Origin of the sequence: Marinomonas sp. PE14-40 (assembly GCF_051623805.1) — a bacterium.
GTDB lineage: Bacteria > Pseudomonadota > Gammaproteobacteria > Pseudomonadales > Marinomonadaceae > Marinomonas.
Genome location: NZ_CP130700.1, coordinates 2,159,242 through 2,175,337 on the forward strand (window position 1 = coordinate 2,159,242; position 16,096 = coordinate 2,175,337).

At 38.6% G+C, this 16,096-nt stretch carries 14 protein-coding genes; 8 read left to right on the forward strand and 6 right to left on the reverse strand.

Translation table 11 applies throughout. The features are described from left to right. The first annotated feature begins 2 nt into the window (after nt 1-2). Genes Q0A08_RS09895 through Q0A08_RS09910 form a run of 4 tightly spaced genes read left to right on the forward strand, consistent with a single transcriptional unit; the run spans nt 3 to nt 3,519 of the window. Nucleotides 3-638 (forward strand): paraquat-inducible protein A, encoded by a 636-nt coding sequence (locus tag Q0A08_RS09895; RefSeq protein ID WP_438466803.1) that lies wholly within the window; start codon nt 3-5, stop codon nt 636-638. Continuing rightward, nucleotides 628-1,260 (forward strand): paraquat-inducible protein A, encoded by a 633-nt coding sequence (locus Q0A08_RS09900; RefSeq protein WP_438466805.1) that lies wholly within the window; start codon nt 628-630, stop codon nt 1,258-1,260. Before Q0A08_RS09895 ends, Q0A08_RS09900 begins: the two co-directional genes overlap by 11 nt. A 1-nt stretch (nt 1,261) precedes the next feature. Continuing rightward, nucleotides 1,262-2,920, forward strand: a complete 1,659-nt coding sequence (gene pqiB, locus Q0A08_RS09905) for an intermembrane transport protein PqiB (RefSeq protein WP_438466807.1) — start codon at nt 1,262-1,264, stop codon at nt 2,918-2,920. Nucleotides 2,921-2,922: 2 nt separating this feature from the next. Further along, nucleotides 2,923-3,519, forward strand: coding sequence for a PqiC family protein (locus tag Q0A08_RS09910; RefSeq protein ID WP_438466809.1), 597 nt, complete (start codon nt 2,923-2,925; stop codon nt 3,517-3,519). Between the two features lie 37 nt (nt 3,520-3,556). Here the strand turns inward: Q0A08_RS09910 and Q0A08_RS09915 are convergent, their stop codons facing one another. The 3 genes from Q0A08_RS09915 to Q0A08_RS09925 all read right to left on the reverse strand — a co-directional run bounded on the left by Q0A08_RS09915 (nt 3,557) and on the right by Q0A08_RS09925 (nt 7,267). Next, complete coding sequence (locus tag Q0A08_RS09915) at nt 3,557-4,561, reverse strand: extracellular solute-binding protein (protein WP_438466811.1); 1,005 nt, start codon at nt 4,559-4,561, stop codon at nt 3,557-3,559. Between the two features lie 14 nt (nt 4,562-4,575). Next, a complete protein-coding gene (locus tag Q0A08_RS09920) occupies nt 4,576-6,375 on the reverse strand; it encodes a sensor histidine kinase (RefSeq protein ID WP_438466813.1) in 1,800 nt (599 codons plus the stop codon). Nucleotides 6,376-6,523: 148 nt separating this feature from the next. Then, a complete protein-coding gene (locus tag Q0A08_RS09925; RefSeq protein ID WP_438466815.1) occupies nt 6,524-7,267 on the reverse strand; it encodes a response regulator transcription factor in 744 nt (247 codons plus the stop codon). Nucleotides 7,268-7,491: 224 nt separating this feature from the next. Between Q0A08_RS09925 and Q0A08_RS09930 the strand changes: the two genes are divergently transcribed. From Q0A08_RS09930 to Q0A08_RS09945, 4 genes are all read left to right on the forward strand, one after another. Next, nucleotides 7,492-8,664 carry an extracellular solute-binding protein gene (locus Q0A08_RS09930; protein WP_438466817.1) on the forward strand — a complete coding sequence of 391 codons (1,173 nt, stop codon included), beginning with the start codon at nt 7,492-7,494 and terminating at the stop codon, nt 8,662-8,664. Nucleotides 8,665-8,798: 134 nt separating this feature from the next. Then, nucleotides 8,799-10,994 (forward strand): ABC transporter permease, encoded by a 2,196-nt coding sequence (locus Q0A08_RS09935; RefSeq protein ID WP_438466819.1) that lies wholly within the window; start codon nt 8,799-8,801, stop codon nt 10,992-10,994. A 45-nt stretch (nt 10,995-11,039) separates the two neighbouring features. Continuing rightward, entirely contained in the window at nt 11,040-12,098 is a 1,059-nt protein-coding gene (locus Q0A08_RS09940; protein ID WP_438466821.1) for an ABC transporter ATP-binding protein, read from the forward strand. Then, on the forward strand, nt 12,091-12,765 hold the full coding sequence (locus Q0A08_RS09945) for an HAD family hydrolase (protein ID WP_438466823.1): 675 nt from the start codon (nt 12,091-12,093) through the stop codon (nt 12,763-12,765). The genes Q0A08_RS09940 and Q0A08_RS09945 overlap by 8 nt, the downstream gene beginning before the upstream one ends. A gap of 56 nt (nt 12,766-12,821) precedes the next feature. Here Q0A08_RS09945 and Q0A08_RS09950 read toward each other — a convergent pair whose 3' ends face one another. From Q0A08_RS09950 to Q0A08_RS09960, 3 genes are all read right to left on the reverse strand, one after another. Next, complete coding sequence (locus Q0A08_RS09950) at nt 12,822-14,372, reverse strand: glutamate synthase-related protein (RefSeq protein WP_438466825.1); 1,551 nt, start codon at nt 14,370-14,372, stop codon at nt 12,822-12,824. A 201-nt stretch (nt 14,373-14,573) separates the two neighbouring features. Then, nucleotides 14,574-14,924 (reverse strand): DOPA 4,5-dioxygenase family protein, encoded by a 351-nt coding sequence (locus Q0A08_RS09955; RefSeq protein WP_438466827.1) that lies wholly within the window; start codon nt 14,922-14,924, stop codon nt 14,574-14,576. Nucleotides 14,925-15,021: 97 nt separating this feature from the next. After that, complete coding sequence (locus tag Q0A08_RS09960; RefSeq protein ID WP_438466829.1) at nt 15,022-16,002, reverse strand: MDR family oxidoreductase; 981 nt, start codon at nt 16,000-16,002, stop codon at nt 15,022-15,024. Between the last annotated feature and the right edge of the window lie 94 nt (nt 16,003-16,096).

Genomic DNA, 16,096 nt, shown 5'->3' on the forward strand with positions numbered 1-16,096 from the left:
AGATGAATGATTTGACTCAAGACTTACCAGAAAGCGATACGACACTCGCCTGCCATGGGTGCGACTTGCTCATTTCTTTACCTGAACTTGATTACGGGCAAACAGCTTCTTGCCCAAGATGTAATCATTTGATTACTCGCCGTCAACTTGGTGCGCACAATAAAATTCTAGCCCTCTCTATTTCTAGTTTTATTTTTCTTATTTTTGCTTTGCCCTTTCCCTTTTTATACTTTAGTAATCAGGGAAAAGAGTATGTCATCAGTTTTGCTGATAGCATTATTAATATGGTCTTAATGGACTACTTTAGTATTGCCGTCTTGCTCTTTTTTAGCACTTTACTTATTCCTGCTATTTGCCTTGTCTCTCTCATTTACGTGCTTATTTCTTTACAGCAAAAGCGTTTACTCCCTTATACTCAGCAACTTCTACAAAGTGTCTTTTTTCTTATTGATTGGAATATGGCTGAAATTTTTCTAGTCGCAACTTTGATTAGTTTTATCAAAATATCATCTTTGGCGACTGTAACCTTAGGCCTATCTTTTTGGAGCTATGTTTTTTTTATCATTTGTTTAGTGGCAAGTTTGTCTCTGCTTGATAGATATCAGATTTGGCGAAAGGTAAAAATTCATGAAAGATAACCATAGAGATAATGCCGAACAGAATCACCAATACGGTTGCCCCGTTTGCTTAACTTTAAATGACATGAGCCAACCTAAATGTCGTACTTGTCACCGTCATTTGCACCTTATAAACAGCAATAGCATACAACACACGATTGCTTTGTTGATAACGAGTATTCTCTTGTATATTCCCGCGAACTTTCTACCTATTATGTATACCAATTGGTTAGGACAAGAAACAGCCAGTACAATTTTAGGGGGTGTTATTTCTCTATGGGAACCTGGTACCTACCCTATCGCAGTGGTCATTTTTGTCGCTAGTATCTTGGTACCCATAGGAAAAATTCTTGCTTTATCTTGGTTATGTCTAAGTGTCACCATTAAGAAAACAGATTCGAGGCGCATTAACCTTGAACTGTATCGTACTACGGAGCTAATAGGCCGCTGGTCAATGGTTGATGTTTTTGCCGTTGCAATTTTAGCCTCTATTATCCAAATGGGAAAAGTAATGAGCGTTTATCCAGGGATGGCTGCAATAGCTTTTGCAGGTATGGTAATCACCACCATGTTAGCTGCCATGTCATTTGACCCCAGATTAATGTGGGCAAATCAGCCCCACCAATTTGAGAATGAGAAATAAAATGCCACCAGAAGTGTATATTTCACCAGCCAAAGTAGATCAGGCAAGACCTATTTCAAAAGTTTGGCTGGTTCCTTTTGTTGCCCTCACAATAGGCCTATGGATGCTCTATTATAATTGGAGTAATCAAGGCCCTTTAATCACAATTTCGTTTGAGAATGCTGAAGGCCTCGAGATTGATATCACTAAGATAAAATTAAGGGATATCACCATAGGAAAGGTAGTTGATTTAAAGCTATCCGATCAATTTGATAGTATTGAGCTAACTGCTCGCCTTGATAAAAACACAGACCCTCTACTTAAAGAAGATAGCAATTTCTGGGTAGTAAAACCCAGAGTAGGTAAAGAAGGCATTTCAGGGCTAAGTACTATTTTGTCAGGTGGTCATATTGAAATATCCCCAGGACACAGTGATGTATCTAGGTATGATTTTGTCGGCCTTGAAACCCCTCCCATTACCCCAGCGGGCACTCCAGGATTAAGAATCACTTTAAACAGTGATGACGAATTTGCTTTCACAACAGGAGACCCCATCGTATATAAGGGTTTAACCATAGGTCGCTTTGAGAAAGTTAAATTCAATTTTGAAGAAAGAGTTGTCTATTATGATGCCTTTGTTAATGAGCCTTTCCATCAATTAATTACTAAAAATACACGTTTTTGGAACACCAGTGGTTTGCGATTAGATCTAAATAGCGATGGTATTAGTGTACAAACAGGTAATGTCGAGACCTTGTTGACCAATGGCATTACTTTTGGTGTTCCCCAAGGTATGGAGCCCGGCCCTCAAGCAACTCAAGAAGATATCTTTAGAATTTATACTAATGTAGAGCAAGCAAGTGCAACAAAATACCTGCACACAGTCGAATATATTATGCTTGTTAGCAGCTCAATTAGAGGGCTAGAAATTGGCGCTCCAGTTGAATATCGCGGAGTACATGTTGGTAAAGTGTTAGATACTAATTTCAATGAAAATAAGCATGAAGCTATATTAGAGGATGACCTTAAAATCCCTGTTTTACTTAGTTTAGAACCTGGTCTTGTTGGTTTACCTGATACAGAATTTAGCGCTGAGGGTATTAAATTACAAACACGAAAATGGATAAAAAAAGGGCTTAAAGCAAGCCTCGCTACAGGTAACTTACTGACAGGTAGTCTCTTTGTCGAGTTACAGCACTTTCCTGAACATCCTATGACAAGTGTTTCCTTTAAAGATGGCTATGAGGTCATTCCAACGATTGAAGACAACCTAGGCCAGATAGCAAATAAAGCAGGTGACTTTATTGATACACTTAACAAGTTGCCACTTGAATCCTTAACAAAAGATACACAACAAGTATTAAAAGATTTGAGTACTACCTTAAATGACCTTAATCAAACTAGTAATAAGGTAAATGCATTAGTTGATCAAACCCATGCCGCTCAATTACCTCAGCAGCTACAAGATACACTTAAAAAAGTATCCACCATGACACAAGGGCTTTCAGAAGGGTCACCTGGCTACGACGAGTTACTGAACACATTACAAGCGGTACAATCTAGTCTACATGAGCTTAAGCCTTTACTTAATAAGGTCAAAAATAGACCTAATAGCTTAATCTTTTCAGATAATCAGCCTTCTGATATTGAACCCTTTAAAGCTCCAAACACAGGCCAATAACAATGAATTTAATGCGTATCATCCCTATATTTATCAGTGTTCTATTATTAGGCTGTAACAGCCAACCTACACCCACTAGCCATTATTATATTCTTAATCAACAGTTTGATACGCAAGGTTTAGAAAAAGTTAGTCCAATTAGAGATATACAATTAAGCTTACCAGAGTACTTAAAACAACCTAATTTAGTAATACAGTTAAGTGAGCATGAACTAAGTTATGCTTATTACCATACTTGGGCTGAGAGCTTAGATGATGCGATTCAAAAAGGGCTTCATCAGGATTTAAGGACACTAGTAAAGAAACAAGTTACATCAGGTAAACAGCAGGATATCAATGCAAACTCTCAAGTAAATTTAATCCTTGATATCGACCACTTTTATGCCACGATAGATTCCAAAGTCGTACTTACTGGTAGCTATAGCTTTATTAATACCCAAGAAACTCAAGCGCTTTCACCTAAATACAACTTTACCTTTAAAGCAGAAATAGAAGCTGACGGCTACCCGCATTCAGTTGCAAAAATGCGCTACTTAATAAACGATTTAGCTCAAGACATTAATACGAATTATCAAACTTTAATAAAACAGAAACAGTAAAAATGTATTAAGTTAACTATGTCAGCTCATTACTTTCTTAATCTAACGAGTTCCACATATCTAAAATACGCTGTCTAACTTGCGGACGCGAATAGGTAAAAAAATCATAGTTAATTAAGTTGAAGTAGCTATCATCGAAGTAAGCTCTAGATTTAACTGAATGAATATTTGAGTAAAGTTGCAAACCAATATCCGAAGCCAAACTATTTTGAATTTCGGGGTAGGTGCTAAACTCGATAAACCGCTGTGCTGCATCTGAATAAGGACTGTTCTTAATGATACTAGCTGCCCCAATTTCATACCCAGTTCCCTCACAAGGGATAATAACTTCTAGATCATCATTATCATCAAGTACCGAAACCACATCATGAATAAACGCAATAGAAATACCATTCTCACCGGCAATAAGTGGTGTTAATGCCTTATGACCGCTCTTTGTTGTTCGCCTCACATTTTGTTTGATATCTGAGACCATCTGACGCGTTCTTTTCCCTTTATAGATCTGAAATAGCGTACTTAAAAAAGTATACGCTGTGCCTGATAAGTTGGGGTCACCAATAATAATTTGGCTCTTATATCGAGTATCACCTAAATCAGACCAGCATTGAGGAATTTCAAGATTAAATTCAGACAAAACCTTTTTATTAATCATGATTCCAAGAATACCGGCATAGATTCCTATACTTCGCTGTTTTGAAATTTCTAAAATATTGCGTGACCAAAAAAGTTGCTGTTCTAGATTATTTAAAAAAATGGGCGCTAAAAGATTATTTTCAGCAGCTTTTAAATGAGTATCACCTGTGCCTCCCCACCAGATATCAAAACCCGCTTCATTACCCGCTTCAATTAGATTTAATACGTCACCAGAGCTTTTGACTTGCACTTGGCTTGGCATTTTAAACTCAGACAACATCTGTTCTTTCAGCCATAAACAACTATTAGGTTTAGCACTGCAATACACCTTAAGTGTCGGCTCTTGAGCAACAGTCAAAGAAGACAAAGTTAAAAAACTAAGTAGAAGTAACGAACGACATGTTTTCATAAAAACTCACTTCTCTAACTGTGTTTTAAAGAAAAACTAATGGAAACCAAGGTGCCTTGCCCTATCTGGCTCGAGAGCTCAATAGAACCGCCACTTTGTTTAACGAAGCCATAAACCATACTCAAGCCTAATCCATGCCCTTCTCCCTTTTTACGACCGGTGAAAAAAGGCTCGAACACACGCCCCTGAATATTTTTCGGAATGCCATGACCATTGTCCTCCACACTAATCGTTAATTTATCAGCCGCATTCACTTTGGAAGATATCGTTATCACACCTTCGTCTTGAATAGCATTACTGGAGTTAATACATAAATTAATGATGCTGGTTTCTAGTTGCCCTGGATCGATATAGGTATATAAAGGCTTATCAGTCAAAACAAGCTCAACTTTAACCTTCTCATCTGTGGCAAAACAAATGACCTCATAAAGACCTTCTAAGAGATCATTGATTTCAACTAATTCAGGTGCAAGCTTTTTACAACGGGAGAAGGTTAATAAGCGATCAATCAAACTGATACTTTTATCTGCTGAAAACAAAGCTCTATCAATCACTTTTCCATCTTCTGACAAGATAAGTGATTTCGAGTCACGCAAAATACCCAGTGAACTAACGATTACACTGATCATATTATTGATATCGTGAGCCACTGCGCCCGTGATGATAGCCAAGGAATCCAGCCTTTCGCTTTGTTTCGATTGCTCATCTGATTCAGATTTAATGAAGACTAACCTAAACTCACTACTGCCTAATTTTTGGATTGACGCAATTTCAACGGAGAATAATGGCTCAATTGCATCAAGGTCCAACGCTTCATTTTGCTGGTTATGTGCAAGAGAAAGAAAATAGTGATTATCTTGTACCTGGTAAATTAATCTATCTTGACGATCTCGTTCTTGAGTTTTTAGTAAGGCGGTTTTATTCTGATCATAAAAAGCTTTTGAACAATAAATGGGACTATCACTTTTATTTAGCACAATAAAATTAGCATTATTTTCTCTAACAATCGAAGGTATCATTTTGCTATAGAACAATAGATCTTTATCAGTTAACTCACTAGATATCATGTCATTTTTATCAAATGACTTAATGTCTGAGATATCAGAGAGAGACAGCATTACCTTTCTATTTTTTCTAATTAATGAAAAAATAGTAATAACAAGATATAAAGAAAAAAATAAAACAAAAGCAAGAGATAAAAAATAAATAGATTTAGTTTCAATAAAACCCTTATCTACTAGCCTATTATCTGAATTTGATATTATTTCATTCGAAAGGAAATTCGTTTTAATAACGATCTCTTCAAGATTCCTATTTAAAACAACATTAAGCGTGATAATTTTCTCTAATGTCGAAAAAACATTTAATGCCCCAAAAGAAATGTTTTTAATTATTTTTGATTCTGCATCGTTTTCACTTTCAACTAACTCAACAACATGAATAAAATCGCGATAAAGTTCTCCTAATGACAACAGGTTTTTTGCTTCAATTGCAGATTTCAATAAATTCCAAAGATAAAGTTTTTCATTATTAGCATTGAGGTTTATACCATTATCAACAGTGACTCTGAGGTTATTCTTACGGTAATTGTAATCGTTCCTCACTTTTACAACGCTATTAAACGAGTCTAAAAGTACGATAATCTCCTCAAGTTGCTTGCTATACTCAACAGCATTTAGAACCTCTAAATCAGCTTTTATTTGTCTGTATATTTGTAATGTTTGGGTATATTCATAGGAAAAAACACTGGGAGAGCGCTGCTTATCTAAACCATTCAAGGTTTGTGAAACCTGCATAAGATCAATAGCGGACAATAACAATTCATTGTTATTTTGATTATTTATTAGGGTTTGATTATTACGATAAAAACCCTCTGAGAGATATAAAATACTGCTTAGACAGATTAGAAAAAGTATAATGAGAAGGCTTATTAGACGACTTTTATTTTTATGAGAAAGCAAGTTATTCATCTTCACCTTCTAACACTGTCGAAAACATATACCCACGATTTCGCCGTGTTTGGAGGTATTTAGGTTTAGAAGGAATAAGCTCTATCTTTCGTCTAAGCCTTAATATCAGTACATCAATACTACGCATCATATAAGAGCTAGATTCTAGTCCCAGCTCATCCGACAAATCTTGTCTTGAGATAATTTTATTCGCATTTTTTACAAAAAACTCTAGCAACCTAAATTCAGTATTAGTCAGCTCTATAAAACCTTCCGTTTCTCGATATAAGGTGCAACGTTTCGAATCCAACAGAAAATCGCCAAAGCTTAAATCTGCATGATGCTTACCAGTCATGCTTTCTTTTGCTTTTAATCTTTCTTTTTGAGGTTGTAAAGAACGCCTCAAACGAGAACGAATTCTCGCCAAAAGCAATCTTGGATTAAAAGGTTTATCAATAAAGTCATCGAGGCCCGACTCAAGACCTACAATTTTTTCAATATCATCGTTAACACCAGAAATCATAATAATAGGAATATCAAAATTTAAAGCGACATCCTTAGAAATGTCTAGGCCATTCATACCTGACAACTTCAAGTCGATAATTAATAAGTCAATTTTATGCTCTTCGATTAATGTTAATACATTCTCTCCATGATCCTGGGAGTAAACTTCAAACTCATTTTCCTGCAGAAAATTCTTTAAAAAGTCTAGGATATCCTTATCGTCATCAACAACTAATATTTTCACTCTACTCATAGGGAAACCTATAAATTAACCTAGCAATATAAAATATCTCTTATGCTAATAAATTACACCTTATAATTTGGTTTTAATATTACAAAAATTACAAATATTACAACCTCTTGTCATTTATTTTAAATCTAACAAATATAACCAAATTCTTTAATATTAAAATGTTTGTATATAAACCCTCCAACTTACAAGATGAATAGGACACAATAAAAACAACAGGAAATATTATGCAATCTCTCAAAAAGTCTAAACTCATTCCAGCACTTCTAGGTCTATCCTCTTGCTTAATTCTAACCCCTGCGAATGCAGCATCAAGTGACTATCAGTATTTAAAAGGAATTAATGGCAAACTAGTTACCTATTGTGGCGCCGAATCTGCCGCTTGCGCTGTGGTCATTGATGAGTTTAACCGCCAAGTTGCTCAAGTTAACGGAACAAATCAATTCGAAGCCAAGTTTATTCGTTTAAGCACCAGTGAAATGATGTCCCGAATTAAGGGTGAACTAGAGAAATCTGCTCGAGCAGCTAAACGTAAATGTAAATCTGTTACCGATGATGCATTAGAAAACTGTAAAGAGAAAGTCTACAAATCTAAAGTCGATGTTGCCTTTTATGGTACAGACGATCCGTATAAAACCGCGCTGCAAGACGACTTATTTTCTCAGCATAAATACCCAGTAGATGAATCCGTTCAACCTTGGGCGTCATCTTTAACCTGGGATAGTGGTAATCGCCTCGGGGCACTTTACATGGGGGTACTAGGTTTAGGTGTCAATACAGACTTGTTAACGAAGTTAGATATTCCAAAGCCTATGTGTTGGAAAGACCTTGAAAAACCGGCTTATAAAAATCAAATTGTCGTGGCTAACTGGAACACGTCTGGTACTGCCTATAAGTTTGCGGCAACCATGTTACAAGCTTTTGACGGAGACCAAGAAAAAGGTTGGGATGCCGTTACTAAGGTTCACCAAAATGTCAGCCAATATACAAAATCAGGCTCTAAAGGCGTAAAAATGGCAGCCGCGGGTGAAACGCTCATTGGTATAGGATTTGGCCATGACATCGTCGATTTGAGACAAAAAGGCTTCCCGATTGAAATGATCGCCCCATGCGAAGGCACTCTTTATGAAGTAGGGCCTGTTGGTATTGTTCGCGGAGCACCTAACCGTGCAGCAGCCGAAGCATTCACCACCTTTTTATATGAAAAAGAAACGCAAGAACTATTAGCTAGTGTGGGATCATTACAGTTCCCTTCTAATACTTCAGCGGCAGCACCAAAAGGTTCAGAACAGTTAACCGATGCTAAATTAATTCTGTCTGACTCACGCTATTCTACCAAGTCCTTTAAGAATGCCATCATTCAAAAATGGACCAATGAAATTTTCCCTATCTCACGTTAACAAAAATACGCTAGCTCAGACACCTCTGAGTTAGCGTTTTCAAACAGATACTTACAACAAAGTCATAACACTAACTTTATGCCTTTCTAATCTCTTTTTTGTCATTAATGTCTCACGTCTGGGAGAACTTACCCGTGAACCAATTTCATCGAAACACATTAATATTGGGGCTTATTGCCGTCCTGTTAATGCCTTGGTATCGAATTGATGGAAACTTTTGGTCTTTCCAATGGCTAACAATAAATTTTCTTTTCATGGAAGAAACAGCACCACTTCTAAACCAACTTATTCAATTAGAAAAGTATTGGTTAGCACTACCCCTTATCCCATTTTCACTTTACATGGTCGACTATGTCCTCAGCCATAAAAGTTCAAATCACCTAAGACAAGCTCTTTTTCTCAAGCGTCAGCTACATTACGGTTTATTTGGCCTTGGCTTTACCTTAGTACAAGCCTTTTTAGTAGGCGATTTTGGGGTTAATTTTGATTGGCTTATTCCGCTTCTTCCTGAAGATGCCTATCAATTAGGCACAGGTGCAGGCACCCTATTAATGGTGCTCAGCTTCTTACTCATGATTGCCAGTGGTTTAGCCTATCGTGGATTTATGAAAGGCGATGTTTTTGCAACATCTTGCCTCATTATTATCATTTTTTTAGTCTTAGTATTTGTCGCCTTTCCTGTCATCAACATCCTCATTCGTGCCTTTTTCATTGAAGAGGTTGGTTATTCATTTCAAGCCTTCTACCAACGTTTTGCCATTATCAATTTATGGGGACTAGATTGCGGCCCCAATGCCACTTCTATTTGTGGCGTCGCTTGGTCTACGCTTTTTCTTGCCATCATGACAGGGTTAAGCACAACCTTATTAGGGTTAGCATTTGCCTTGATAGTGACGCGTACACAATTTATTGGTAAAAAATTCTTAGGCTTTTTTAGCATTTTGCCCATGATCACGCCGCCTTTTGTTGTGGGCATGGCTCTGATCTTATTATTGGGTGCATCTGGTTCCTTGACTCAATGGCTAAACAGCGTATTTGAAGTCGAGCTAGGAGGCTGGATTTACGGTTTTTGGGGGCTATGGTTAGCACAAACTCTCTCTTATACACCGATCGCTTTTTTAGTCTTAATTGGCGTGGTTGAAGGTGTCAGCCCTTCTATGGAAGAAGCATCTCAAACATTAGGTGCGAGCCCGACTAAAACCTTCTTTACAGTATCGCTGCCTTTGATGAGGCCAGGTCTGGCTAACGCATTTCTATTAGGCTTTATTGAAAGTATGGCTGACTTAGGTAACGCCCTTGTATTAGGGGGGGACTATCAAGTCCTTTCAGCACAAATATTTTTTGCTATTGCTGGAGCCTCTGCCGATGATGGCAAAGCAGCTACCCTAGCAATTGTGCTGCTCATATTCACCTTAACCACCTTCTTCATTCAAAAGAAATGGGTCGGTAAAACCAGCTACACCACGGTAACAGGTAAAGGTGATGGCGGTAGTTATGGCCCGCTACCTAAACTGGTCAAGTTTTTGTCTATTGGAACTGCTCTGCCTTGGGTTGCATTCACACTGACTATCTATGTCATGATTTTATTAGGCGGTTTTGTTGAAACTTGGGGCGTAGATAATTCCTTCTCTCTGTCACATTACGCAGAAGCCTTTAGAGTGGAGTTTATGAATAACGCTTTGGTGGCAACAGGTGTCGCTTGGGACTCTCTTTTCACCACTCTTTTGCTTGCTATTATAGCCATGCCGTTAACCTCCTTTTTGGGCCTATTAACTGGCTACTTATTATCTCGTGTGGACTTTCCTGGTAAGGCTTATTTTGAGTTTGGCACCATGTTGAGCTTTGCGATCCCAGGCATAGTGATTGGTGTATCTTACGTGATCGCCTTTAATCAGGCTCCCATTGATTTAACTTATACAGGCATGATCATCGTGCTTTGTTTTGTATTTCGTAATATGTCAGTGGGTGTACGCTCAGGCATCGCGTCTTTATCTCAGTTAGACAAAGGTTTGGATGAAGCCTCCATCACACTGGGTGCAACAGGCTTCACCACTTTAAGGCGCATTATCTTCCCGCTTATCAAGCAAGCAATTGTTTCTTCGATGATCTATAGCTTTATTCGCTCTATTACCAGTATCAGTGCCGTCATTTTTCTGGTCAGTGCGGATTACAACTTATCGTCTGCTTATATCATAGGGTTAGTTGAAGGCAACCACTTTGGCGTTGCTATCGCTTATGCCACTGCGCTAATCGTCATAATGAGCCTCGCCATTTTATTGATGAAGCTATTTGTCGGTAAACGTCGAGTTTTTTTAAGAGCACAAAAATAACGTCTTTTAAATCACGTACAAAAACAAAAATAGTCAGGTATTAACATGTCACACAACTCTTCAGTAATATTTAAAAATGTGATTAAAGCGTTTAACGATACCCAAGTCGTTAAATCCATTAATTTTGAAGTAGACTCAGGCAAATTGGTGACCTTATTAGGTCCATCTGGTTGCGGTAAAACGACTACTTTACGCATGATTGCAGGCCTAGAACTACCGACATCAGGTGAAATATACATTAGTGGTCAAGAGGTCAGTAAAGTTTCGGCCTCTGGCCGTAATGTGGGCATGGTCTTTCAATCCTATGCACTCTTTCCTCATATGACAGTATTACAAAACGTCTGTTATGGTTTAAGTAATCACAAGTCACAAAAGTCAGAAATGCTAGATAAAGCAAATAAGGCGTTGGCAACGGTGGGACTCACCCACTTAACATCGCGCTTTCCCAGTGAGCTGTCAGGTGGGCAACAACAAAGAGTGGCGATTGCTCGCTCAATTGTTATTCAACCTGATGTTTTACTCTTCGATGAACCGCTATCAAACCTAGATGCGAAATTACGACGTCAGGTTAGGCAAGATATCCGCGACCTACAGCAAGAGATAGGCGTGACAGCTATCTATGTAACCCATGACCAAGAAGAAGCCTTGGCTATTTCGGATGAGATTATTGTGATGGAAGACGGAAATATCAGCCAAATTGGGAGCCCGGAAACGCTGTATAAATCACCTAAAAATGATTTTGTCGCTCAGTTTATCGGTGACGCAAACAAGCTTGTTGGCAATCTCACCCAAGTAGAAGAGAGAATAGTCTTTAAGCGTGATGAGTTCAGTTTATTTAGTTATCAGGGTAGTCAATCGAAAGGAGAGCACCAAGTATTTATTCGTCCTAATGCCTTAAAGTTTGTGAACCCAGAAACAAGCGATGCATTGCACTTTCCGGCCAAAGTAATCAAGTCAGTTTATCTCGGTAGCCACACTGAGTACCAATTAGATACGCCATGGGGAGTACCTCTCTTTATGATAGATTACAGTTTCGATGAACCTTTTTCTAATCAGAGTGAAGTCCATGTCAGCATTGATGCTAGAGGAGTTTCCATTGTTTAATTCTACGGTTAACAAAGCTTCCACTCACATAAATTTTGATGCGATTATATTCGACTTTGATGGTGTGATAGCAGATTCAGAGCCGCTACATGTGAAAACAAAAACGGCAACATTAGATGCCTTTGGAATCCCTTATAATCATGATCAAATCATGTCGTTTCAAGGCAGTCCAGAATCACATTTTTTTGATCATTTTGCAGCACTACATCAACAAAACTCGCAGACATTACTAAATTACAAAAGGGACCTATTTGATCAGGGCATACATCAAATCCAAGCCATTGAGGGTGCTTTAGATTTTATTAAGAATACAGCGAGATATAAATCTTGTTATCTCGTCACCTCATCAATTAGAAAGCAAATGGCTTGTTTTATTGAACGTCATGCATTATTAAATGAGTTTAAGGACTTAATTTGTTGTGATGACGTGGTTCAGCACAAGCCTCACCCTGAGCCTTATTTAACTTGCATAAAACGCAATGGGTTAACTGCTAAGCATTGTTTAGTTATTGAAGACTCTCCTAATGGCGTGATATCCGCTAAAGCAGCAGGTTGCTTTGTAGTTGGTTTAGTAGGTGAGTTTTCATCTCAAGACTTATTAAAAGCTGGCGCAAATAAAACAGTGCCAAGCTATCAAGCTCTAGGAGATTTAATAAATCCTCAATAAACTACAGATAAAATATTAAGAAAGAGGAGCTAGGGACAGCTAGCCCCTCTTACATTTCAATAATCTATTTGAGAAAAACCAGCATATCTCACGCCAGATAAGTACGCCATTGCCCTATGCCAAGTGGCTAGATCATTCTTATTAAATTGATTCAGGTGATTATGGCCACAAGCTCTTGCCATCACAGCCATCAACTCAGCTGAGGCATTAAAGAAGTTTGCTAGCTGTTTTGCCGATTTTTCAACATTGAGTCTTTGACGCAAATCTTCATTCTGAGTTGCGATTCCAGCTGGGCAATTATTCGTGTTGCATATTCTGGCAGCGACACAACCAATGGATTGCATGGCACTATTTGAAACAGCCACGCCATCCGCACCAAGTGCCATGGCTTTAACAAAGTCTATGGGTGTTCGAATACCACCTGTGATAATAAGCGTAACCTGACCAGACTTTCCTTGTTCATCCAGCAAACGTCGTGCTCGCGCTAAAGCAGGAATGGTTGGGACACTAATATGATCACGAAACATCTCAGGAGCTGCCCCAGTACCACCGCCACGACCATCTAAAATAATGTAATCCGCACCAGCATCTAGAGCAAATTGCATATCGGCTTCGATATGATTTGCACTTAATTTAAATCCGACAGGAATACCTTGAGTCACTTCTCTTACTCTATCGGCGAATCGTTTAAAATCATCTAAGCTATGTAAATCTTTAAAGGTCGGTGGAGAAACCGCAGATTGACCTTCAGGAATACCCCGAACTTGGCTGATCTTTCCTTTATTTTTATTACCAGGAAGGTGCCCACCCGTACCTGTTTTAGCACCTTGCCCACCTTTAAAATGAAAAGCTTGAACCTTTTTTAGCAGCTCTTCTTGATAACCGAATCCGGCACTAGCTAATTCATAGAAGTACCGACTATTTGCAGCTTGCTCTTCAGGCAGCATACCGCCTTCACCAGAGCAAATACCCGTACCAGCTAACTCTGCTCCCATGGCTAATGCGGTTTTTGCTTCTTCTGATAAAGCTCCAAAGCTCATATCAGAAACAAATAATGGAATATCTAATTTGAGAGGCTTATTGGCATTGGGCCCAATAATGAGCTCAGTGGCTACTGGCACATCTTCTAGTAAAGGCTTGGTTGCCATTTGTGCCGTCATAATTTGTAAATCATCCCAATGGGGTAAGAGGTGTCTTGGTACCCCCATTGATGTCATTGGCCCATGATGTCCTAATTTGGATAAGCCTTCTCTCGCTAACTGATGAATGAATGCTAGGGTTGGCTCTTCCTCTGTAGCAACGGCTATAGGCATTGAACCTTTAGATTGCTGAATACCAGGCCCTTCATTACCTACTTGTTCATTTGAAAACGCTTTATGTGAGCCATCACAAAATGGGGTATTCGCACTATGTTTGCAAGCACACAAATAAGCATCATCATTAGAATCTGCTTTAAACATTTGGGGCTTAAAGCCTGTGCCTTTATGGGAACCATCACAAAAAGGTTGTTTTGTTGAGCGACCACAGGTGCAGAAGTAATACTCTTGCCCCATCTCTAGGCTAATTTTCATAGGTTTATTATTTGCTATGATTGGTTGATTACTCATAAGTACCCCTTAAATTTAAATCTGCTCAGCCTTGCTGTAGAGAGTCATGGCTAAAAGCGTTAAATAAGTATGGTTCAAATAAGCTAATCTGCTAGAGAATGCTTGCTCTTCTTAAATTGGAGAGCTGAAGGTTTGAAAGAAATAGTTGCGGAATTTATACCCGTTGTTTTACCTGTTAAGGGAAACGTACGAACATTTTATTTATCGAAACATTGCAAGGTTAAGCTCTTCTGGTTCGCCTAACCAATAAGCGTATTCAGTATGATCTTTTAAGTCATCACCCGTTAGACCATGAACGAAAATACTCAGCCCTTGCCTATTTACTTCCAACCAAGGAATTAAAGTATCAAAAACACTTGTCGAAAAAGCGATTTGACAACTCCATTTAGGATGCGGGCCCACTAACTTTTCGTGAACTCTACCGACTTTCACTTTATGTATTTCACCTGCCTGTAAACATACTTGTTTTGCTAAAGCTAATGTCGACTCATCGAAGTACACATGTGCATGATAGGCTTTATGACGATTTACAGGTCTTTTAACTTTACTCATTTAGCTCTTTTATCCTTTAGATCACTTACACATATAACTAGAAACGCTCCACTTTAAAATAGAGCTAAGCACTATCAAGGCTTAGCTCTATTTTATATTAAAGTGTGACTAATACACGACCCGTTACTTGGCCTTTTATGATTTTCTCGGCATAGCTAGGCACATCTTTTAAGCTGATTTTTTGACATGCTGCTTGATAAAAAGACTCAGGTAGAATGTCTACTACTTGCTCCCAGGCAGCTAGTCTTTTCTCTATTGGGCAGTGTACAGAGTCAATACCCAACAAGTTAACCCCACGAAGAATAAAAGGCATCACCGTTGTTGGTAAAGCGAATCCACCAGCTAAACCACAAATAGCGGCAGCACCTGCATAGTCAATTTGCGCTAAAGCTTTAGCCAATATTTTATTCCCAACGGTATCGACCACACCAGCCCAACGCTGTTTCTCTAGTGGTTTAGCATCTTGCTCAAGCTCATGTCGGTCAATCACTTCTTTAGCACCAAGCTCTTTTAATAATGGTCCATTTTCTTCAACTCTACCCGAGCATGCGACGACTTGATAACCTAGTTCTGATAATAACTTCACCGCAACTGAGCCTACGCCACCGCTAGCGCCTGTCACCAATACCTCACCAGATTCGGGCTTAATATTAGCACTTTGCAAAGCCTGAACACACAACATAGCAGTTAAGCCTGCTGTGCCTATCATCATTGCTTTATCTGCATTACATCCTTTTGGCATAGGCACTAACCAATCAGCTTTTACCCTTGCCATTTTAGCCATGCCACCCCAATGATTCTCACCCACTCCCCAACCAGTCAGGATGACAGAATCGCCTTCTTGGTATCTAGCATCATTTGAAGAAACAACAGTACCGGCAAAATCAATCCCAGGAACCATAGGAAAATCTCGAATAATTCGACCCGTTCCTGTGATTGCTAAACCATCTTTATAATTAAGAGATGAACAAGCCACTTCAATAAGCACATCTCCTGAGGGCAAATCGCCTATTTCTAATTGTTCAACTTTTGCTTTTGTCGTTTTATCTTCTTGTGTCAATACTAATGCATCAAACATACTGTCATCCTAATCAAATGAGGCTAAATTCAACTGAATACAAATTAAAAACGCTATTCATTAACCATCATATAGAGTCTTTAATTTTAAAATA